The following is a 20089-nucleotide window of genomic DNA, read 5'->3' on the forward strand; positions in this document are numbered from 1 at the left end:
CGCGGTCCGGGCCGGTCCGCAGGCGCGACGGCGGACGCCGACGACGCCCGTCGAGGAGGCGCGGGTCGACCGACCGGCGCGTCCGGCGGTCGACCGGCACCGCGCCTCCTGATGGAGGACTGGTACCGGGCGGTGCGCCAGCGCACCGGACTGCTAATGGAGGGCCCGCAGCCCGTCGGAGGCCAGTGGAACTACGACCACGACAACCGCGAGAAGCCGCCGAAGGGCGCGGCCACGCTCGGCCTGCCGCCGCAGGAGTGGCCCGAGGAGGACGACATCGACGCCGAGGTGCGGGCCGACCTCGAGCGCTGGGAGCGTGACGGGGTCGTCCGGCTCGTCGGCGACGACGCGCCCCGACGGTTCGCGGCGACCCGGGTCGAGGCGACGGCCGCGCTGGCGGACTTCGTCGAGGTGCGGCTGCCCGACTTCGGCCCGTTCGAGGACGCCACGCTCTCGGGCGACTGGACGATGGCGCACTCCCTGCTCAGCGCCCCCATGAACCTCGGGTTGCTCGACCCGCGCGAGGTCGTCGAGGCCGCCGTCGCGGCGTACCAGGCCGGCGATGCGCCCCTGCGCAGCGTCGAGGGGTTCACCCGGCAGATCGTCGGCTGGCGTGACTGGGTCTGGCACCTCTACTGGCACCTCGGCGAGGACTTCGCGACGACGAGCAACGCCCTCGGGGCGACGCAGCCCCTGCCCGACGTGTTCGCCGGGCTCGACGTCGAGGCCGTCGAGGCCGAGTGCCTCAGCGAGACGCTCGACGGCCTGCGGCGGCACGGCTGGAACCACCACATCCAGCGGCTGATGATCCTCGGCAACTGGGCCCTGCAACGCGGGGTCGACCCGGCGGCCCTCAACCAGTGGTTCGTCGACATGTACGTCGACGGCACGCCCTGGGTGATGCCGGCCAACGTCGTGGGCATGTCGCAGCACGCCGACGGCGGGATCGTCGCGACGAAGCCGTACGCGTCGGGTGGTGCCTACATCAACCGCATGACCGACCACTGCGGCTCGTGCCGGTTCGACCCGAAGAAGCGGCTCGGAGAGGACGCCTGCCCGGTGACCGCCGGCTACTGGGCGTTCCTCGACCGTGTCGAGCCGGTGCTCTCGGGCAATCCGCGCATGGGCCAGCAGTTCGCCGGGCTCCGCGGGCTCGCCGACCGCGAGGCCGTCGTCGAGCAGGAGCGCACCCGCACGACCTGGTGAGCCGCGGCGACCGACGCCGCCGGAGGTCGCACCACCGTCGCGTCGTCGAACCAGCCTCCGGGGTGGTTCGACGACGCGGCGACGGTGCGTCCTCGGAGGTGCCCCTCGTTAGGGTGACGGGAGCACCGGGCACAGCGAGCCCGAGGCAGATCACGAGGGAGCCCCCGATGACCACGACCATGCGCAGAACGGCCGTGACGGCCACCACCACGGGCGTGCTCGCCCTCGGCCTGCTGCTCGCCGGCTGCACCCCAGGAGGCGCGGGTGGCGGTGACGAGGCCGGTTCCGGTGGGTCCTCGGCCGGCTCGACGGAGGGCACCTTCGACGACCTCGCCAGCTGCGACGACGTCGGCTCGGCACTCGGCGGCGTCGTCGACGGCCTCGAGCTGCGCGACGACAGCACGTTCTCGGGTGACCAGGCGAACTGCCAGTGGGCCACCCCGACCACCGAGGCGACCGACGCCGCCGACGTGACGGCGATCGTCGTCCTCGCCCAGCGCCAGGAGTTCAGCGCCGACGACATCAGCGCCCAGACCTCGCAGATCGAGGGCACCGAGGGCGTCGAGACCGTCGACGACTCGCGCGTCCAGGCGTTCGGCGGCCAGGCCTTCTCACAGTCGGTGACGCAGCAGGGCATCACGGCCTCGGCCAGCACGGTCCTCTCGCCGCACGGCCTGATCGCCGTCACGGCGACCGGTGCGGGTGACGACGCCCCGCTCAGCACCGACGAGACGCTCGACGCCGCCTACGGCCTGTTCGACTGAGCTGCGCCGCGGCGGGCGTCCGTCCTCGTGACGTGCCCGCGCCTCCTCGTCCCGCTCGACACGTCGGTCGAGCGGTTCGGAAACGTCCTCGCGTGCGGGCCGAACCACGATTCGGGACCACTCGACGGGTCGCTCAGTCGACGCTGAGCTTCTTGAGCACGAAGTCGGCGATGACGCGTTGTCCGGCGTCGTTCGGGTGCACCCCGTCGGCCGAGAGCAGCGAGGCGATCCCGTCGGCGGGCAGGGCGTCGGCGAGGTCGACGTAGGCGCTGCCGGTCTCGGCCGCGAGGCGCTGCACGACGGCGTCGTACTCGGCGGCGTCGCCGGCCAGCCCCTCGGTGAGGTTCGTGCCCGGCACAAACTCGCCCATCAACAGGACCGACGGCGGGTCGTCGAGGCTCTGCAGGCCGTCGATCAGGGTGCGGTAGTCGTCCTCGAACTGGTCCGGCGTACGGCTGAACGCGTCGTTGGCGCCGAGCGTGATCGTGACCAGGTCGGGCTTGGTCGCGGCGATCGAGTCGAGGAACCCGGGCAGGTCGGCCGTGAAGGTGCGGGCCGTGGCGCCGGAGCGGGACGAGTCGAAGAGCGTGATGCCGCGGTCGCGATCGCCGTCGAAGGCGGTCAGACCCTCGAGGTCGACCGGCGTCTGCGCGTGGATCGTCACGGTGTGTGCGCCCGCGTCGAGCCCGGTCACGGACGTGATCCCGCTGGTGGCCATGGAGTCGCGGGTGTCGACCTCGACCGCCTCGCCGTCGTCGACGGCGTAGTCGAAGGTGCCGCGTCCGCTCGACCACCAGAGGTCGAGGTCGGTGCCCGTGAACGGGTACGTGGTGGTCGCGCCGGCACCGAGGGTGACCGCGCGGTAGCCGAGGTCGGCGGTGCGGGACGACGCCGACACCGATCCCTCGCTGCTCGAGGCCCAGCGGGCCCAGGTCGAGGCCGGGGGAGCGACGGCGAACGCGGCCGGCCGGTAGCCGACCCCGCCCGGCACGTCGTCGGTCGGGTAGCGCTCGCGCAGGCCGTCGAGGGTCAGGTCGATCCACCGGGAGTCCACGGTCGAGGCGCCCATGCCCTCGGAGATCGAGTCGCCGACGGCGACCCAGCGGGCGGAGTAGTCGTCGCGGGCGTCGAGGGCGGTCGCCCAGTCGGCGAGCTCCGAGGAGGCGCGGGTCGGCTGGGGAGAGGAGGTCCCGTCCGTGGAGGCGCCGCCCGTGGGCTCGCTCGGGTCGGTCGGGGCCGCCGTGCAGCCCGTGAGCAGGGCGAGGGCAGCGGCGACCGCGACCAGTCGGGTGGTTCGGGTCATGACGACGACGGTAGTCGAGGGGCGCGGGGGTCGTTCACCGGCGACGGCGTCGGCGCCCTCACGACTCGGTGACGGTGCCGCCCTCGACCCTCCAATGGCGATCGAGCCGGACCGTCTCGAGCATGCGCCGGTCGTGCGTGACGAGCAGCAGCGTGCCGTCGTACGACTCGAGGGCCTGCTCGAGCTGCTCGATGGCGGCGAGGTCGAGGTGGTTCGTGGGCTCGTCGAGCACGAGCACGTTGACGCCTCGGGCCTGCAGCAGGGCGAGGCCGGCGCGGGTGCGCTCGCCGGGCGAGAGCTCGTCGACCGGACGCGAGACGTGGTCGGCCTTGAGCCCGAACTTGGCGAGCAGCGTCCGCACCTCGGCCTGGGGCCAGTCCGGCACGAGCGCCTCGAACGCGTCGGCCAACGGCACGTCGCCGGCCAGCAGTGCCCTGGCCTGGTCGATCTCGCCGACGGCGATGCTGGCTCCGCGACTCGCGCCTCCTTCGCTGGGGGCCTGGCGGCCGAGCAGGCCGCGCAGCAGGGTCGACTTGCCGGCGCCGTTCGGGCCGGTGATGCCGATGCGGTCGCCGCCGTCCACCTGCAGCGACACCGGACCGAGCACGAACTCGCCCGTCGCGGGGTCGCCCTGGCGGAACACCGCACCGCTGAGGGTCGAGACGACCGAGCTCGACCGGGGTGCGGCACCGATCGTGAACTCGAGCTGCCACTCTTTGCGGGGCTCGTCGACCTCGTCGAGGCGCGCGATGCGGCTCTCCATCTGGCGGACCTTCTGGGCCTGCTTCTCGCTCGACTCGGCCGAGGCCTTGCGACGGATCTTGTCGTTGTCGGGGGCCTTCTTCATCGCGTTGCGGACGCCCTGGCTCGACCACTCGCGCTGGGTGCGGGCGCGGCCGACGAGGTCGGCCTTCTTCTCGGCGAACTCGTCGTAGGCCTCGCGGGCGTGACGGCGGGCCGTCTCGCGCTCGTCGAGGTAGGCGTCGTAGCCGCCGCCGAAGACGCGGTTCGACGACTGCGCGAGGTCGAGCTCGAGCACCTTCGTCACGCATCGGGCGAGGAACTCGCGGTCGTGGCTGACGAGGACGATGCCGCCCCGCTGCCCCTGCACGAAGCGCTCGAGTCGTTCGAGGCCGTCGAGGTCGAGGTCGTTCGTGGGCTCGTCGAGCAGCGCGACGTCGAAGCGGCTGAGCAGCAGGGCGGCGAGGCCGACGCGGGCGGCCTGGCCGCCGCTGAGGCCGGTCATCGGGCTGTCGGGGCCGACGGCTCCGTCGCGGTCACGGTCGAGGCCGAGGTCGGCGAGCACCTGCGGCAGGCGGTCGTCGAGGTCGGCGGCGCCGCTGGCGAGCCACCGGTCGAGGGCGGTCGAGTAGACGTCGGCTGGTTCGAGGCCGTCGGCTCGGGGCGAAGGGTCGGGGTCGCCGAGGGCGGCGGCGGCGGCGTCCATCTCGGCGGTGGCCTGCGTGCCGCCCGTGCGGCGGCCGATGTAGTCGGCGACGGTCTCTCCGGGGACGCGCTCGTGCTCCTGCGGCAGCCAGCCGACGAAGGCGTCGCCGGGGTTGAGGGTGATCGTGCCGGCCTGCGGCTCGTCGACCCCCGCCAGGAGGCGCAGCAACGTCGACTTGCCGGCCCCGTTCACGCCCACCACCCCCACGACGTCACCCGGGGCGACGGTCAGGTCGAGGTCGTCGAAGAGGGTGCGGTGCCCGTGGCCGCCGGCCAGGCCCTTGGCCACGAGTGAAGCGCTCATCCGCCCATTCTCGCGTACCGGGCGCCGGCCCGCGAGGCGGCCCTGGCGCCCTCCAGGCGGGGCTGGCATGCTCGGGGCATGGCCTCCCTCACTCGTCCCCGCCGCGGCAAGATCATCGCCGGAGTCTGCGCCGCCCTCGCGAACCGCTTCGGCATCAGCGCCTTCCTGGTGCGCCTGATCTTCGTGCTGTCGATCATCCTCCCGGGGCCCCAGGTGCTCGTGTACCTCGTGCTCTGGGTCGTGTTCCCGAAGGAGAACCGCTAGACCTCGCCCCGCGGGTCTGCCGATCGCCGGGTCGCGGCCCTCGCCCTGCGGGGCGCCGGGCGTGTGGCGCCGGGCGCGTGGCGCCGGGTTCGGGCGCTGGGTCAGCCCTTGGGCAGGGACCGCAGCAGCGCCTCCTGCAGGTAGCCCAGCCAGTCGAAGACGTGGCCCATCGCCTGCAGCTGACGGTCACCGCCCTCGGGGAGGCCGTCACCCGTGACCCCCAGGCGCTCGCCGAGGGTCAGGCGAAGGTCGTTGAGGGTGCGCAGCCACGACTGCTGGGCGGCACGGTCGAGCGTCGACCCCGCTTCGCCGAGCGTCGCCAGCACCGCCCGGCCGTTCTCGACCTTGCGCCGGGTCAGGCCGTCGGCCGTGAACCGCCGGAACTCGGCGGCCGCCTCGGCGTCGTCGCGGTACGCCGCCGGCAGGAGGCGCGCCAGGGCCGGATCGCCCTCGTCACCGTTCTCGAGCAGCGACAGCAGTTGACCGACCAGGTCGGTGAGCAGGCCCCGCTCGTCGGCGTCGAGCCGCACGCGGATCTCGTCGCCGCCCCGGGGGCGGACGAACGGCACCAGCGTCACGCCTCGTCCTCCTTCGAGAGGGTCGCCCACAGGCCGTAGTCGTGCATCGCCTCGACGTGCCGTTCCATCTCTTCACGGTTGCCCGTGGCGACGACCGCACGACCCTCGGTGTGGACCCGCATCATCAGGCGCTTCGCCTCGGCCCGGCCGAAGCCGAAGTAGGTCTCGAAGACGTGCGTGACGTAGGTCATCAGGTTGACCGGGTCGTCCCAGACGAGCGTCACCCAGGGGGTGTCGGGCGAGGTCAGGAGGCGCTGGTCGGCCTCCGTTCCCGTGCGGGTGTCGTCGAGGGTGGGGCTCACCTGTCCAGGGTGTCACACGGTCGCCGAGCGGGTTCCCCGTCAGGGGTCGTCTTGTTATGCTGTGCGGGTCGCGACTGGCGTTCAGATGGTCACCATCGGGGAGCGACTGACACACGTGCGTGGCCGTACGCCTGGGCCACGACATCCGACCTCCGTCCGTCCCGTGTGCCAAGGAGTCCTCCGTGACCATCTCCGACCAGACCAGCGCCCAGACCGTCGCCTCGTCCGCCGAGTCGACCGATCGCCAGCCGTCGACCTTCAACCAGCCGCTCTCGGTCGTCGACCCCGAGATCGCCGCCGTCCTCGAGCAAGAGCTGGGGCGCCAGCGCGACTACCTCGAGATGATCGCCTCCGAGAACTTCGTGCCGCGTGCCGTGCTCGAGTCGCAGGGTTCGGTGCTGACGAACAAGTACGCCGAGGGCTACCCGGGTCGTCGCTACTACGGCGGTTGCGAGTTCGTCGACGTCGCCGAGAACCTCGCCATCGAGCGCGCCAAGTCGCTGTTCGGCGCCGAGTTCGCCAACGTCCAGCCGCACTCGGGTGCCCAGGCGAACGCCGCCGTGCTCGCCGCGATCGCCGACATCGGCGACACGATCCTCGGTCTCGAGCTGTCGCACGGCGGCCACCTGACCCACGGCATGAAGCTCAACTTCTCGGGCAAGATGTACAAGGCCGTGGCCTACGAGGTCGACCCCGAGACCTACCTGATCGACATGGACGTCGTCCGTCGCCAGGCGATCGAGCACCAGCCCAAGGTCATCATCGCCGGCTGGTCGGCCTACCCCCGTCAGCTCGACTTCGCGGCCTTCCGCGCCATCGCCGACGAGGTGGGCGCCTACCTCTGGGTCGACATGGCGCACTTCGCCGGCCTCGTCGCCGCGGGCCTGCACCCGTCGCCCCTGCCGCACGCGCACGTGGTCTCGTCGACGGTGCACAAGACCCTCGCGGGTCCCCGCTCGGGCGTGATCCTCTCGAACCACGAGCCGCTGTTCAAGAAGCTCAACTCGGCCGTGTTCCCGGGCCAGCAGGGCGGCCCCCTGATGCACGTCATCGCGGCCAAGGCGACGGCGTTCAAGCTCGCCGCCGAGCCCGAGTTCAAGGACCGTCAAGAGCGCACCATCCGCGGTGCCCAGGCCCTCGCGGCCCGTCTGACGGCCGACGACGCCAAGGCCGCCGGGGTCGACGTGCTCACCGGTGGCACCGACGTGCACCTGGTGCTCGTCGACCTGCGCGCCAGCGAGGTCGACGGCAAGCAGGCCGAGAACCTGCTGCACGACGTCGGCATCACGGTGAACCGCAACTCGGTGCCGTGGGACCCCCGCCCGCCGATGGTCACCTCGGGCGTGCGCATCGGCACGTCGGCCCTCGCCACCCGTGGCTTCTCGGATGACGAGTTCGCCGAGGTCGCCGACATCATCGCGCTCACGCTGATGCCCTCGCCCGACGTCGAGGCCCTCGCGGCCCGCGTCAAGGCGCTGACCGACGCGTTCCCGCTCTACGCGTGAGCGCTGACGTCGCGGCCGGGACTCCGGCGGACGTCGGGGTCGGGGCCTCGTCACGGGGTGCGGTGGGCGTCGAGCGTGCCCGTTTCGTCCCCGGCGACGACTCGTCCGCCGTGAAGATCGACGGCACGGCTCTGGCCGCCGCCGTCAAGGACGACCTGCGCCTCCGGGTGGACGCCCTCAAGGCCCGGGGCATCGCGCCGGGGCTCGGGACGATCCTCGTCGGGGCGAACCCCGGTTCGCTGTCCTACGTCGCGGGCAAGCACCGTGACTGCGCCGAGGTCGGCATCGAGTCGATCCGCATCGATCTGCCCGACACGGCGACCGAGGACGAGATCCGTCGGGCGATCGAGACGATGAACGCCGACCCCGCGGTCACGGCGTTCATCATCCAGTTGCCGTTGCCCGCCGGCATCGACCCGACGGCGATGCTCGAGCTCATGGACCCGGCCAAGGACGCCGACGGCCTGCACCCGGTCAACCTCGGCGAGCTCGTGCTGGCCGTGCCCGGCGGCAAGGGGTCGATCGACACGCCCCTGCCCTGCACGCCGCGCGGCATCGTCGAGATGCTGCACGCCTACGACATCCCGATCGCGGGGACGCACGTCACGATCATCGGCCAGGGGCTGACGGTCGGGCGGCCGCTCGGGCTGCTGTTGACCCGCCTCGAGGCGACGGCGACGCTGACGCACTCCCGGACGGTCGACGTCGCCGCCGAGGTGCGCCGGGCCGACATCGTCGTGGCCGCCGCGGGCGTCGCGGGGCTGGTCAAGCCGGACTGGGTGAAGCCCGGGGCCGCCGTGATCGACGTGGGCATCACCCGCGTGCTGAACGAGGAGACGGGCAAGTACAAGCTGCGCGGAGACGTCGATCCGGCCGTCGCCGCGGTCGCGGGCTTCCAGTCGCCCGTGCCGGGTGGGGTCGGGCCGATGACCCGGGCCATGCTGCTGAAGAACGTGGTCGAGGCCGCCGAGCGTCCCTGACGCCGGGGCCTGCCGGGCGTGCTGCCGCTGCCCGCACCACGCCAGGAGATGAGCACAGCGCCAGGTTTTCCCCTGGCGCTGTGCTCATCTCGTGGTGCTGTGCCCATCTCGTGGCGCTGCGTCGGGGTCGTGCCCTCATCCCGCCACGGACTCGACACGCCGCCACGCAATGACGTGGCGGCGTATTGACCTCGTGGCGGGGAGCACTGCCGCCGCCCCCACCACGCCAGAAGATGGTCACAGCACCAGGTTTTCCCCTGGCGCTGTGCTCATCTCGTGGTGCGATGCCCAACTCGTGGCGCGATGCCCATCTCGTGGCGCAGCACCCACGCCGTGGCGCTGTGCCCGTGGCAGGGCAGCCCGGCGTCAGGCGTCGCGGCGGGCGCCCTCGGCGGCGTGCACCGTGAAGACGGTCGGAGCCGTGTAGCCGGCCTCGGCGAAGGCGGCGACGATCGCGGCTTCGACGTCGGCGCGGGCCTCGGTGGGGACGAGCGCGATGGCCGACCCGCCGAAACCGCCCCCCGTCATGCGGGCACCCACGGCACCGGTCGCCTGGGCGGTGGCGACGGCGAGGTCCAACTCGGGGACCGAGATCTCGAAGTCGTCGCGCATCGACACGTGCGAGGCGTCGAGCAGATGGCCGATCGCCTGCGGGCCGTCGGTGCGCAGCGTGCGGACGGTGTCGAGCACGCGCTGGTTCTCGGTGACGACGTGACGGACGCGACGGAAGGTCTCGTCGTCGAGCAGCTCTTCGGCCCGACCGAGGTCGTCGGCGTCGAGGTCGCGCAGGGAGTCGACGCCGAGGGCGGCGGCACCCTTCTCGCACGACGCGCGACGCTCGACGTAGCCGCCGGTGGCGTGGGCGTGCTCGACGTGCGTGTCGACGACGAGCACCTCGAGGCCGGCGGCGGCGAAGCCGAGGTCGACGACGTCGGCGTCGAGGCTGCGGCAGTCGAGGAACACCCCCGAGTCGGCCTCGCCCAGCAGCGACGCGGACTGGTCCATGATGCCCGTGGGTGCGCCGACGACCTCGTTCTCGGCGAGTTGCCCGACCGCGGCCAGGGCTGAGCGGTTGACGTCCAGCGACCAGAGCTCGGCGAAGGCCACGGCCACCGAGCACTCGAGCGCCGCGGACGACGAGAGCCCCGCGCCGACCGGCACCTCGGATTCGACGAACAGGTCGAGGCCGGGGACGCCCGACAGGTCGATGGTCGACAGGTCGCCCCCGGCGGCCGCGAACGAGGGTGAGTCGGCGCGGTCGTGTGCGACCGACAACGCCCAGGCGATGCCGAGGGCGTACGCCGACCAACCCGACATCGATGCCGGGTCGAGGTCGTCCAGCGACACCTCGTGCACGCCGCCCTCGAACGACGACGCCACGCGCAGCAGGCGGTCGTCGCGCCGACCGACGGTGACGGTGGTGCGTCGGTCGATGGCGAAGGGCAGCACGAAGCCGTCGTTGTAGTCGGTGTGCTCGCCGATGAGGTTCACGCGGCCCGGGGCGGACCAGCGTCCGGCGACCTCGGTGTCGAAGACCTCGCGGAAGCCCTGGGGAGTGGTGGTGTCGGTCATGATCGCTCGATCGCCTCTCGGATTCGGTCGGCCTGCACCTCGGGGACGAGGTCGCCCACCCAGGCTCCCATCGCTGCCTCGGAGCCTGCCAGGAACTTCAACTTGCTCTCGGCCCGGCGAGGCGAGGTGATCTGCAGCATCAGGCGCACGGTGTCGCGTCCGACGCCGACCGGGGCCTGGTGCCAGGCGGCGATGTAGGGCGTCGGGTCGTCGTACAGGCCGTCGACACCGCGCAGGAGGCGCCGGTACATGACCGCGAGCTCGTCGCGTTCGTCGTCGGTCAGCGCCGCGAAGTCGGGGGCGTGACGGTGCGGCAGCAGGTGGATCTCGATGGGCCATCGCGCGGCGAACGGGACGAACGCCGTGAAGTGCTCGCCCGCGAGGACGACGCGGGGGCCGGAGCGTTCGCGGTCGAGCAGGTCGGCGAAGAGGGTCGGCCCGTAGATCTCGATGCTGTCGAGCAGCCGCGTGGTGCGCGGCGTGACGTAGGGGTAGGCGTAGATCTGACCGTGCGGGTGGTGCAGGGTGACGCCGATGGCCTGGCCGCGGTTCTCGAAGGGGAACACCTGCTGGATGCCGGGCAGGGCCGACAGGGCGGCCGTGCGGTCGGCCCAGGCCTCGACCACGGTGCGGGCGCGCGACTCGCTCAGGTCGGCGAACGACCCGTGGGTCTCGGGGCTGAAGCAGACGACCTCGCACCGGCCGACGCTGCGCAGGGTGCGTTCGAGGCCGATGCGGGTCAGGTCGTCGAGGCCCTCGGGAGCGTCGTCGCTCTCGAGCAGCGGCCCGAACGACGGCGAGCGGTTCTCGAACACGGCGACGTCGTAGACGTCGGGGATCTCGGACGGGTTGGTCTCGCTGGCCGGCGCCAACGGGTCGAGCTCGGCCGGGGGCAGGAACACGCGGTTCTGCCGCGACGCGGCGATCGAGACCCACTCGCCGGTGAGGACGTCTTGTCGCATGGTCGCCGTGTCGGGCCGCGGATCGAGCGTGCGCGCGTCGACGCGTCGCTCGGCCGTGAGCGTGGTGTCGGCGTCGTCGAAGTAGATGAGTTCGCGACCGTCGGACAGGACCGTCGCGCGTTTCGTGATGGACGACATCGCGCCTCCTTCAGTTCGGGGCACTCGCGACCACGATTTGCAGTTGCGAAAGTACGTGAAAGCATACGAAACTAGCCGGGTGAACGGCAACTCGACCCCGCCCCCGGTGCCGCAGCCCGCGCCGCTGCCGGGTGAGCGGCGTCGCGACCGCATCGCCGACCTCGTCGGGCGTCGCGGCTTCGTCCGCACGGCCGAGCTGGCGCGCGAGTTCCGGCTGTCCGAGGTGACGATCCGCACCGACCTCGAGAGCCTGGCGGCCGACGGCCTGCTCTCGCGCGTGCACGGTGGGGCGCTGTCCGTCGACCGCCCGGCCGAGCGACCGTTCGAAGAAGAGAGCTCGGTCTCGACCGAGGCCAAGTGGGCCATCGGGGTCGAGGCCGCGTCGCTCGTGCGGTCGGGTGACTGCGTCGTGCTCGACGTCGGCACGACCACCACCCAGATCGCTCTGGCCCTGCTCGAACGGCACGACCTCGAGGGCGTCGTGGTCGTGACGAACGGCCTCACCATCGCGCTGGCGCTCGAGCAGGCCGTGCCCCGGTTCACGGTCATCGTGTCCGGCGGCACCCTGCGGCCGTTGCAGCACTCGCTGGTCAACCCGCTGGCGACGAGCGTGTTCGCGAGCGTCACGGCCGACCTGGCGTTCATCGGCTGCACCGGCGTCCACGCCCTGCACGGGGTGACGAACGTCAACCTGCCCGAGACCGACCTCAAGCGCCTCATGACCCAGACCGCCCGCCGGTCGTACATCGTCGCCGACGGCAGCAAGCTCGGCGAGGCCCACCTCGGCGTCATCGGTCCGCTCGACACCTTCGAGGCGCTCATCACGGCGGGGGCCGACGAGGCGCCCGTCGCCGAGCTGCGTCGAGCCGGCCTCGCCGTCGTCACCGCAGGAGGCGCGGGCGGGGTCGACGCGCCTCCTCGCGACCCTGCCCCCTCGCGTCCCTGAGCCCCGGCCCCCGTCGCGGGGCCTCGAGCGATCCCGGACGCCACCGACACCCGAGAGCGAGACTGGAACGATGACGACGAGCAGCCCGACCGGAGAACAGTACGACCTCGCCCTGGAGCACGACGGGCACCGCGTCACGGGTGTGGTCACGCAGGTGGCAGCGGGCATCCGCGCGCTGGCCGTCGACGGCATCGCCCTCACCGAGACCTTCGGTGCCGACGAGGTGCCGCCGTCCGCCTGCGGCATCACCCTCGTGCCCTGGCCGAACCGGGTCGCGCGCGGCCGATGGACGCTCGACGGCCGTGAGCAGCAGCTCGACCTGACCGAGCCGTCCAAGGGCAACGCCAGCCACGGGCTGCTGCGCTACACGGCCTACCAGGTGGTCGACCGCGAGCCCCACGCCGTGACGCTCGGAGCGACGGTGTTCCCCCAGCACGGCTATCCGTTCGAGCTCGACACGAGCGTGCGGCACGAGCTCGTCCCGGACGGCATGGTCGTGACGCACACCATCACGAACGTCGGCCCGGACCGGGCCCCGTTCGCCGTCGGGTCGCACCCGTTCTTCCGTGTGGGCGACCACGATCCGGCGACGCTGACCGTCACGCTGGCGGCCTCGACGCGGTACGAGACCGACGAGGCGAGCATCCCGGTCGGCACGGTGCCGGTGGCCGGCACCGCGTTCGACCTCTCGCAGGGCCCTCGCCTGGGCGACCTCGACCTCGACACGGGTTACCGCGACGTCGAGCCCGACGCCGACGGCATCCGCACGACGACCTTCACGGCCCCCGACGGCTCGGCGACCGAACTCTGGCAAGATCCGTCGTTCGAGTACGTGCAGGTGTTCACGCCCCGCAACTTCCCCCGGGGCGGGGTCGAGGGGCTGGCCGTCGCCGCCGAACCGATGACGGCACCGGCCAACGCGCTGGCCTCGGGCGAGGGTCTGCGCTGGCTCGAGCCGGGCGAGACGTGGACGGGCACGTGGGGCGTGCGGTACCGGGCGTCCGGCTCATGACGATGACGTGGCGGTTCGTCGCGACTCGCTCGAGGGTCAATGTCCAGAAAACGCGAACCTGAGACCGGCACGATGCCGGGCGCGTAACGTCGAGTGCTGTCTCCCCAGGGTCCCGTAACCCTGGCGTACCCCGTAACGACCGCGTCGGCTTGCCCGACACGTGTCGCGAGGAGGCCGAGCGCCCCTCCCGGCCCGAACCGGAGGGGCGCTTTCTCTCGCCCTCAACAGACTCGTCGAGACGCGGAGGCGGACAAGGCGTAGGTTCTGCGCATGCCAGGTGGGTGGGACCCACCTGAAATCGGGGGACAGGATTCGGGTTCGGTCTCTCGTGGTGGGGCCGCCGCATTCGGGTGCGACGTCGGCCCCACCTTCCTGGTCGGAAGGCGGCCGTCCGTGACGGGCGACGACGTCGGAGCGATGTGGCGACGGCGACGCGTACAGGTGGGCCCCGTGGGGCTCGAACCCACGACCCGCGGATTAAAAGTCCGATGCTCTACCAACTGAGCTAGAGGCCCGTGCGCGTCCACTTTACGGGATGCCGCGCCTCCTGGCCGCCAGGCCGACCCGCGCCTCCTCGGTGTCAACGGGTGTCGACGGGTGCGCCCGGTGCAGGCGGTGATGCCGTGGGCGAACGCTCGGCTCGGTGTCGGTGGTCGCGCCTATCGTGGGTCCGGTGCCGAGACCATTCCACCGCCCCACCCAGTTCTCGGGGTCCGAGTTCGAAGCCTTCCAGGGCGGAGACGACCCCGCGACGATGAACCGCGTCGCCCACGAGTCGGCCTCGGCCCTCGTCGCGCGCGTCAAGCACGACCCGAGCCCCGAGATCCTCGACCGGCTAGTCACCTTCACCGACGAGCACGGCATCGACGCGGTCGCCGAGCTCTGGGCCCGGGCCAGTCCCCACAGCCTGCCGGGCGCCCTCTGGCGCATCTACCTCGTGCGGGCCGTCATCCGGCAGAACCCGGTCGAGGTCACCCAGCTCTTCGAGCGCGGAGTCGAGGTCGCCACCACGATCGACCCGGTCGTCGCGGGTGCGCCGGCTCCGGCCAGCCCGGAAGAGATCCTCGAACTCGCCGACCTGATCCTTCGCGGGGTCTTCGTCGGCGACTTCGCCATCGCCCTCGAGCGGGGTGCCGCGTTCTGCCGCCTCGCCGCCGCCGGCGCCACCTCGGTCGCCGACGACCAGGACGCCGTCGGGTCCGACCGCGCGGGCGAACTCACCCGTCGCGCCCTGCGCTTCAGCGAGCTCGGGGTCGACCTCGTCGCCTGCGCCCACCTGTGGCGCGACGACAGCCTCGACTGAACACCGCCGCCGCCCGCGCGGGCGGGCCTGCGCCGCGCTGCGGAGGGCGGCACGGCCGAGGGCGACCGCCGACGGCCGACGGCCGACCGCCCCACGCTCGACACGCGCGGACCCGCCTCGCGTTCGCACGACGCGAACTCGGCGGACCGCTCGGCCCGAGGCGGGTAAAGTCTTCTCCGTCGGGCCGCAGTAACCCCGGGCTCCAAATTTAGCCGCTTCGAGCGGCCTCGCGCCGAGAGGCGTTTCTGCGGTCCGGCGCCTCTTCCTCCCGAGGCGGGTCCTCGGTCGAGAACCGACGTGACGACCGACCGTCGGCTTCCTTCCCGCCGGCACCGCGCCTCCTCGGCTCGTCGGTGTGGGTACGTCGCGAGCAGGCGACGGCGTCGGGGGACCGCTGGGTGAGGGTGTCCGCGCATCGGGGCGAACCCGTCGGCTCGTGCACGCCTGGCGGTCCGCCCCTGTCGGTTCCACACCCGGGGTCCGATCGAGCGACACGAGCGCGCCGGGATGTTCACCCAATCCGGCGGGCCCCCCGTGCCGAATCATTGACGTGAGGGATCCACGATCCCCCGCCGACACCCGTCCTCCCTTAGTTTCGGGCGTCGGCGGGCTGGTCTCCCTGCGATGCACCGGGCCTGAACGCCATCCCAGACGGACGCATCGCAGGGAGTCCCGTCCGCACCACGAACACACCGCACCACGAACACACCGCACCACGAACACACCGCACCACATCACGATCCGCCCCGGATCGTGACCCACGACCCGACGAACAGTGCGACCGGAGGTGAACCCTGACATGCTCGAACTCGTGACCCGAGAGACAGAGACACCCGAGAGCGGGCCTGCTCCGTCGACCCCCGACATGTTGTTGCCGCGGGTCGCGCAGGGTGATCAGGCCGCTTTCGCCGAGCTGTACGACCAGACGGCGCCCCGCGTGCTGGGTCTGATCAAGCGCCTCCTGAAAGACCACGCCCAGTCCGAAGAGGTGGCCCAAGAGGTCTTCCTCGAGATCTGGCAGAACGCCACGCGCTTCGACTCCACCCGGGGCAGCGCCGCCAGCTGGATGCTCACGATGGCGCACCGACGAGCCGTCGACCGCATCCGCGCCTCCCAGGCCGGCCGCGATCGCGACCTCAAGATCGGCGTGCGCGACCTCGAGACCGACTTCGACTCGGTCACCGAGTCCGTCGAGATCCGCATCGAGCACGAGCGGGTCGAGCGGGCCCTCGGACGCCTCACCGAACTGCAACGGCAGGCGGTGAAGCTCGCCTACTACGGCGGCCTCAGCCACAGCGAGGTCGCGAAACTGTTGGACGTGCCGATCGGCACGGTCAAGACCAGACTGCGCGACGGCATGATCCGTCTGCGCGACGAGATGGGGGTGGCTTCGTGACCGACCACGACGAGCCCACGCACGGCCGCCACGCGGACGACGCGGGCACCACGAGAACCGACACCGACAACCTGTCCGGCGCCTACGTGCTCAACGCACTGAGCGACGACGAACGACACGCGTTCGAGGCACTCCTCGACGACACATCAGACCAGCACGACGACACCAGGACGGAGGTGGCCGAATTGAGAGAGACCGCATTGTTGCTCGCTCACGCGGCCCGGCCCGTCACCCCGTCGGCCGGGCTCCGCGCAAGCGTGCTCGACCTCATCGCGTCGACGCCGCAGCTCGCGCCGCTCACGGCGACGGCGGCACCGACGAGCCCCACGGCAGACCACGACATCGCGACGACCGCAGGAGGCGCGGGTGACGACGACCACGCACGTCGCGTCGAGCGCACCCCCGCCCCCGAGATGGAGCCGAGCGAATCCGAGGGTGCTCGCGTCCTCACGCCGACCGGAGCCGCGCACCGTCGTTGGTTCACGCGCCCCGTCGCCGTCCTCGGGGCGGCCGCCGCGGCCGCCGCGCTCTTCTTCGGCGGTGGAGCCCTCGTCGAGGGCCTCGGTCAGTCCGGCCAGCAGCAGGAACAGCAGGCTTCGGGCATCGACGAGATCTACGCCGCGAGCGACTTCCAACGCTCGGTGGCCGACGTCAGCACCGGCGGCAAGGCGACGCTCATCTGGTCGGACGAGCTCGGTCGCTCGGCCGTCGTCGTCGACGGGATGACCTCGCTGCCCGGTGACCAGACCTACGAGCTCTGGTACATCAACGATGACGGCGCCGTCCCCGCGGGCACCTTCGACGCCTCGTCGAGCGCCCCGGCCACGCACCTGCTCAAGGGTGAGATGAACGCGGGCGACACGATCGGCATCACGGTCGAGCCGGCGGGTGGCTCGTCCTCGCCGACCAGCGACCCGGTCGTCGCCATCCCCAGCGCCTGACCCGTCGCCACGCCAGAAGAGGCGGTCCACCACGTGGTGGACCGCCTCTTCTCGTGTGCCCCTCACGGACACGCGGCGTGCGGGTGCGCCTCACCCCGAGGAGGCGCGGCGCCGATCAGCCGAAACGTCCCGACACGTAGTCTTCCGTGGCCTGCACGCTCGGGTTCGAGAACATCTTCGCGGTGTCGTCGTACTCGATGAGCTTGCCTGGCTTGCCGGTGCCGGCGATGTTGAAGAACGCGGTCTTGTCGCTGACGCGGCTGGCCTGCTGCATGTTGTGGGTCACGATGACGATCGTGTACTGCTGCTTGAGCTCCTCGATGAGGTCCTCGATGGCGAGCGTCGAGATCGGGTCGAGGGCCGAGCAGGGCTCGTCCATCAGCACGACGTCGGGGGAGACCGCGATGGCCCGCGCGATGCAGAGGCGCTGCTGCTGACCACCCGAGAGGCCCGAGCCGGGCTTGTCGAGGCGGTCCTTGACCTCGTTCCAGAGGTTCGCGCCCTGCAGCGACGACTCGACGAGGCCGTCCTGGTCGCTCTTCGACATGCGGCGGTTGTTGAGCTTGACGCCCGCGAGCACGTTGTCGCGGATGCTCATCGTCGGGAACGGGTTGGGGCGCTGGAACACCATGCCGACCTGTCGACGGACCAGGACGGGGTCGACGCCGGGGCTGTAGAGGTCGTTGCCGTCGATCAGCACCTCGCCCTCCACGTAGGCACCGGGGATGACCTCGTGCATGCGGTTCAGCGTGCGCAGGAAGGTCGACTTGCCACAGCCGGACGGGCCGATGAACGCGGTGACCGTGCGGGGCTCGATGGTGATGTTGACGTCTTCGACAGCCTTGAACTTGCTGTAGTAGACGTTGAGGTCGTTGACCTCGATGCGCTTGGACACGGTGATTCCTTCGGGGTGGGAGCCGGGCGGGAGCCGGGACGGGGTGTGGGTCGGGGCGGCCGGGTCAGCGGCCGAGCTTGGGGGCGAACACGCGGGCGATCAGGCGGGCCAGCAGGTTCAGCGCCATGACCATCAGGATCAGGGTGAGGGCGGAGGTCCAGGCCCGGTCGATGAAGGCCGCCGCGTCGGTGCCCTGGCTGACGTACGAGCTGTAGGCGAACACCGGCAGCGACTGCATGCGACCGTCGAAGAGGTTGTAGTTCATGCTCGCGGTGAAGCCGGCCGTGATCAAGAGCGGAGCGGTCTCGCCGATGATGCGCGCGATGGCCAGCATGACGCCGGTCGTGATGCCCGCGACCGAGGTGGGGATGACCACCTTGACGATGGTCAGCCACTTCGGGACGCCGAGGGCGTAGGCCGCTTCTCGCAACTCGTTCGGCACGAGCTTCAGCATCTCTTCCGTGCTGCGCACCACCACGGGGATCATCAGGACGGCGAGGGCCACGGAGCCGGCCGCGCCCATGCGGACCCCTTCGCCGAAGAAGATCACGAACAGGGCGTAGGCGAACAGGCCGGCGACGATCGAGGGGATGCCCGTCATGACGTCGACGAAGAACGTGATGGCGCGGGCCAGGCGGCCCTGACCGTACTCGACGAGGTAGATGGCGGTCAGCAGGCCGATCGGCACCGAGATGACGGCGGCCAGCGCCGTGATCAGCAGGGTGCCCGTGATGGCGTGCAGACCACCGCCGCCGGCTCCGACGACGTTGCGCATCGACATCGCGAAGAAGTCGGCGTCGAACCGGTTGGAGCCCGACGTGACGACGGTGAAGAGCAAGGAGACCAGCGGAACCAGCGCGATGATGAACGCCGCACTGACGGCGGTCGTGACGACGCGGTCCTTCGCACGGCGGATGCCCTCGATCTGCATCGCGACGACGAAGACGAGCACGGCGTAGAGCACGGTGCCGAGGATGATCGCCCCGACCCAGTTGAAGGAATCGGTGACGCCCGCCGCGTTCAGGAGGGCGAAGACGACGCCCATGACGACCCAGCTGCCGAGCAGGATGACGAGGGGCGCGGCCTTGGGCAGGCGCCCCGTCGTGAGGGCGTTGACCGTGCGGGTGGACCGGCGCACGCCGGCGGTGGTGGTGGCCATCAGTTCGCTCCCGAGAAGGCCTTGCGGCGGTTGATGACGTAGCGTGCGATCGAGTTGACGATCAGGGTGATGACGAACAGCACGAGGCCGGTCGCGATGAGGGTGTTGATGCCGATGTCGTGCGCCTCGGGGAACCGGAGGGCGATGTTCGCCGCGATGGTCGAGGAGTTCGTCGACGTCAGGATCGCGGGGTTGACGACGAGGGCCGGCGAGAGCACGAGCGCCACCGCCATGGTCTCGCCCAGGGCACGACCGAGGCCGAGCATCGCGGACGAGATGACTCCGGGGCGACCGAACGGCAGCACGGCGATCTGGATCATCTCCCAGCGGGTGGCGCCGAGGGCGAGGGCGGCCTCTTCGTGCAGTACCGGCGTCTGGAGGAAGACCTCACGACTCAGGGCGGTGATGATCGGCAGGATCATCACGGCGAGCACGATCGAGGCGGTCAAGAGGGTGCGACCGGTGCCCGAGACCGGGCCGGCGAAGAGCGGGAACCAGCCGAACGTGCTGACCAGCCAGTCGTAGAAGGGCTGGATCGCGGGGGCGAGCACGATGCTGCCCCACAGGCCGAAGACGACCGACGGCACGGCGGCCAGGAGGTCGATCACGTAGCCGAGCCCCTGGGCGAGCTTGCGGGGGGCGTAGTGCGAGATGAAGAGGGCGATGCCGATGGCGACGGGGAGGGCCATCAGCAGGGCGAGCGCGGCGGCGTAGACCGTGCCGAACGCCAGCGGTCCGACGTACTCCCAGAACGAACCGGGGTAACCCGAGAGCGAGACGTCCTCGGGAGCGGCCGTGAGGGCCGGGATGCTCTGCACGATGAGGAAGAGCGCGACGGCCGCGAGGATCGCGAGGATGAGACCACCGGCGACGACCGTGCTGCCCGAGAAGATCCGGTCGGCAGGACGTCGCTTGGGCTTCGGGACGACGGCGGGGGCCGAGGTCGTGGCGGGGGCGGTCATCGGACGGGGTCCTCCGGAGGCTCGGGTGGGGTTCGGGGACGAACACGGGTGCTGGTGCTGGTGCTGGTGCTTGTGCTGGTGCTTGTGCTGGTGGTGCCTGTCAGGCCGACGGCCCGGGAACGCACGCGGTGCGTTCCCGGGCCCCCGGGGT

Annotated in this window: 19 protein-coding genes, 1 tRNA gene and 1 riboswitch; of the genes, 10 read left to right on the forward strand and 10 right to left on the reverse strand. The window is 71.4% G+C overall.

Going from position 1 to position 20089, the window contains the following annotated elements; all coding sequences use genetic code 11:
* Both IFT36_RS07400 and IFT36_RS07405 read left to right on the forward strand, forming a co-directional pair.
* Window positions 1–1206 (forward strand): cryptochrome/photolyase family protein (locus tag IFT36_RS07400; protein ID WP_200412786.1); only part of this gene is annotated, 1206 nt, incomplete at its 5' end.
* Window positions 1207–1373: 167 nt separating this feature from the next.
* Window positions 1374–1970 carry a hypothetical protein gene (locus IFT36_RS07405; protein WP_200412787.1) on the forward strand — a complete coding sequence of 199 codons (597 nt, stop codon included), beginning with the start codon at window positions 1374–1376 and terminating at the stop codon, window positions 1968–1970.
* A gap of 133 nt (window positions 1971–2103) precedes the next feature.
* On the opposite strand, the gene IFT36_RS07410 is transcribed toward IFT36_RS07405, so the two are convergent.
* Both IFT36_RS07410 and IFT36_RS07415 read right to left on the reverse strand, forming a co-directional pair.
* Window positions 2104–3273, reverse strand: coding sequence for an SGNH/GDSL hydrolase family protein (locus tag IFT36_RS07410; protein WP_200412788.1), 1170 nt, complete (start codon window positions 3271–3273; stop codon window positions 2104–2106).
* Between the two features lie 58 nt (window positions 3274–3331).
* Window positions 3332–5023: an ABC-F family ATP-binding cassette domain-containing protein gene (locus tag IFT36_RS07415; RefSeq protein WP_200412789.1), complete on the reverse strand. Its 1692-nt coding sequence runs from the start codon at window positions 5021–5023 to the stop codon at window positions 3332–3334.
* Window positions 5024–5101: 78 nt separating this feature from the next.
* Between IFT36_RS07415 and IFT36_RS07420 the strand changes: the two genes are divergently transcribed.
* Window positions 5102–5287, forward strand: coding sequence for a PspC domain-containing protein (locus IFT36_RS07420; RefSeq protein WP_054147120.1), 186 nt, complete (start codon window positions 5102–5104; stop codon window positions 5285–5287).
* A 101-nt stretch (window positions 5288–5388) separates the two neighbouring features.
* Here the strand turns inward: IFT36_RS07420 and IFT36_RS07425 are convergent, their stop codons facing one another.
* Window positions 5389–5865 (reverse strand): DUF2017 domain-containing protein, encoded by a 477-nt coding sequence (locus IFT36_RS07425; RefSeq protein ID WP_307785054.1) that lies wholly within the window; start codon window positions 5863–5865, stop codon window positions 5389–5391.
* Entirely contained in the window at window positions 5862–6167 is a 306-nt protein-coding gene (gene clpS, locus IFT36_RS07430) for an ATP-dependent Clp protease adapter ClpS (RefSeq protein WP_123571211.1), read from the reverse strand. The genes IFT36_RS07425 and clpS overlap by 4 nt, the downstream gene beginning before the upstream one ends.
* A gap of 60 nt (window positions 6168–6227) precedes the next feature.
* Window positions 6228–6311: riboswitch (ZMP/ZTP riboswitch) on the forward strand.
* 44 nt (window positions 6312–6355) lie between these two features.
* Between clpS and glyA the strand changes: the two genes are divergently transcribed.
* Together glyA and IFT36_RS07440 are read left to right on the forward strand one after the other, a co-directional pair.
* Window positions 6356–7672, forward strand: coding sequence for a serine hydroxymethyltransferase (glyA, locus tag IFT36_RS07435; protein WP_200412794.1), 1317 nt, complete (start codon window positions 6356–6358; stop codon window positions 7670–7672).
* 62 nt (window positions 7673–7734) lie between these two features.
* Complete coding sequence (locus tag IFT36_RS07440) at window positions 7735–8652, forward strand: bifunctional methylenetetrahydrofolate dehydrogenase/methenyltetrahydrofolate cyclohydrolase (protein WP_173154823.1); 918 nt, start codon at window positions 7735–7737, stop codon at window positions 8650–8652.
* 366 nt (window positions 8653–9018) lie between these two features.
* Here IFT36_RS07440 and galK read toward each other — a convergent pair whose 3' ends face one another.
* On the reverse strand, window positions 9019–10224 hold the full coding sequence (gene galK / locus IFT36_RS07445) for a galactokinase (protein ID WP_056043260.1): 1206 nt from the start codon (window positions 10222–10224) through the stop codon (window positions 9019–9021).
* Complete coding sequence (gene galT, locus IFT36_RS07450) at window positions 10221–11324, reverse strand: galactose-1-phosphate uridylyltransferase (RefSeq protein ID WP_200412790.1); 1104 nt, start codon at window positions 11322–11324, stop codon at window positions 10221–10223. Before galT ends, galK begins: the two co-directional genes overlap by 4 nt.
* 79 nt (window positions 11325–11403) lie before the next feature.
* On the opposite strand from galT, the gene IFT36_RS07455 reads away from it, so the two are divergent.
* Both IFT36_RS07455 and IFT36_RS07460 read left to right on the forward strand, forming a co-directional pair.
* Complete coding sequence (locus IFT36_RS07455) at window positions 11404–12270, forward strand: DeoR/GlpR family DNA-binding transcription regulator (protein ID WP_277959439.1); 867 nt, start codon at window positions 11404–11406, stop codon at window positions 12268–12270.
* A 70-nt stretch (window positions 12271–12340) separates the two neighbouring features.
* Window positions 12341–13282, forward strand: coding sequence for an aldose 1-epimerase family protein (locus IFT36_RS07460; protein ID WP_159827716.1), 942 nt, complete (start codon window positions 12341–12343; stop codon window positions 13280–13282).
* A 442-nt stretch (window positions 13283–13724) separates the two neighbouring features.
* On the opposite strand, the gene IFT36_RS07465 is transcribed toward IFT36_RS07460, so the two are convergent.
* A tRNA-Lys gene (locus tag IFT36_RS07465) sits at window positions 13725–13797 on the reverse strand.
* Between the two features lie 158 nt (window positions 13798–13955).
* On the opposite strand from IFT36_RS07465, the gene IFT36_RS07470 reads away from it, so the two are divergent.
* From IFT36_RS07470 to IFT36_RS16395, 3 genes are all read left to right on the forward strand, one after another.
* Entirely contained in the window at window positions 13956–14585 is a 630-nt protein-coding gene (locus tag IFT36_RS07470; protein ID WP_200412791.1) for a DNA-directed RNA polymerase subunit beta, read from the forward strand.
* 799 nt (window positions 14586–15384) lie between these two features.
* A complete protein-coding gene (locus IFT36_RS07475) occupies window positions 15385–15981 on the forward strand; it encodes a sigma-70 family RNA polymerase sigma factor (RefSeq protein ID WP_056043251.1) in 597 nt (198 codons plus the stop codon).
* Window positions 15978–16922, forward strand: a complete 945-nt coding sequence (locus IFT36_RS16395) for an anti-sigma factor (protein WP_056043248.1) — start codon at window positions 15978–15980, stop codon at window positions 16920–16922. Before IFT36_RS07475 ends, IFT36_RS16395 begins: the two co-directional genes overlap by 4 nt.
* Window positions 16923–17037: 115 nt before the next feature.
* Here IFT36_RS16395 and pstB read toward each other — a convergent pair whose 3' ends face one another.
* From pstB to pstC, 3 genes are all read right to left on the reverse strand, one after another.
* Window positions 17038–17817 (reverse strand): phosphate ABC transporter ATP-binding protein PstB, encoded by a 780-nt coding sequence (gene pstB, locus IFT36_RS07485; RefSeq protein WP_043597259.1) that lies wholly within the window; start codon window positions 17815–17817, stop codon window positions 17038–17040.
* Window positions 17818–17881: 64 nt separating this feature from the next.
* Window positions 17882–18976: a phosphate ABC transporter permease PstA gene (gene pstA / locus IFT36_RS07490; protein WP_056043244.1), complete on the reverse strand. Its 1095-nt coding sequence runs from the start codon at window positions 18974–18976 to the stop codon at window positions 17882–17884.
* On the reverse strand, window positions 18976–19938 hold the full coding sequence (gene pstC / locus IFT36_RS07495; protein ID WP_056043239.1) for a phosphate ABC transporter permease subunit PstC: 963 nt from the start codon (window positions 19936–19938) through the stop codon (window positions 18976–18978). The genes pstA and pstC overlap by 1 nt, the downstream gene beginning before the upstream one ends.
* Between the last annotated feature and the right edge of the window lie 151 nt (window positions 19939–20089).

This window comes from Frigoribacterium sp. CFBP 13605, from assembly GCF_014839405.1.
Classification (GTDB): domain Bacteria; phylum Actinomycetota; class Actinomycetes; order Actinomycetales; family Microbacteriaceae; genus Frigoribacterium.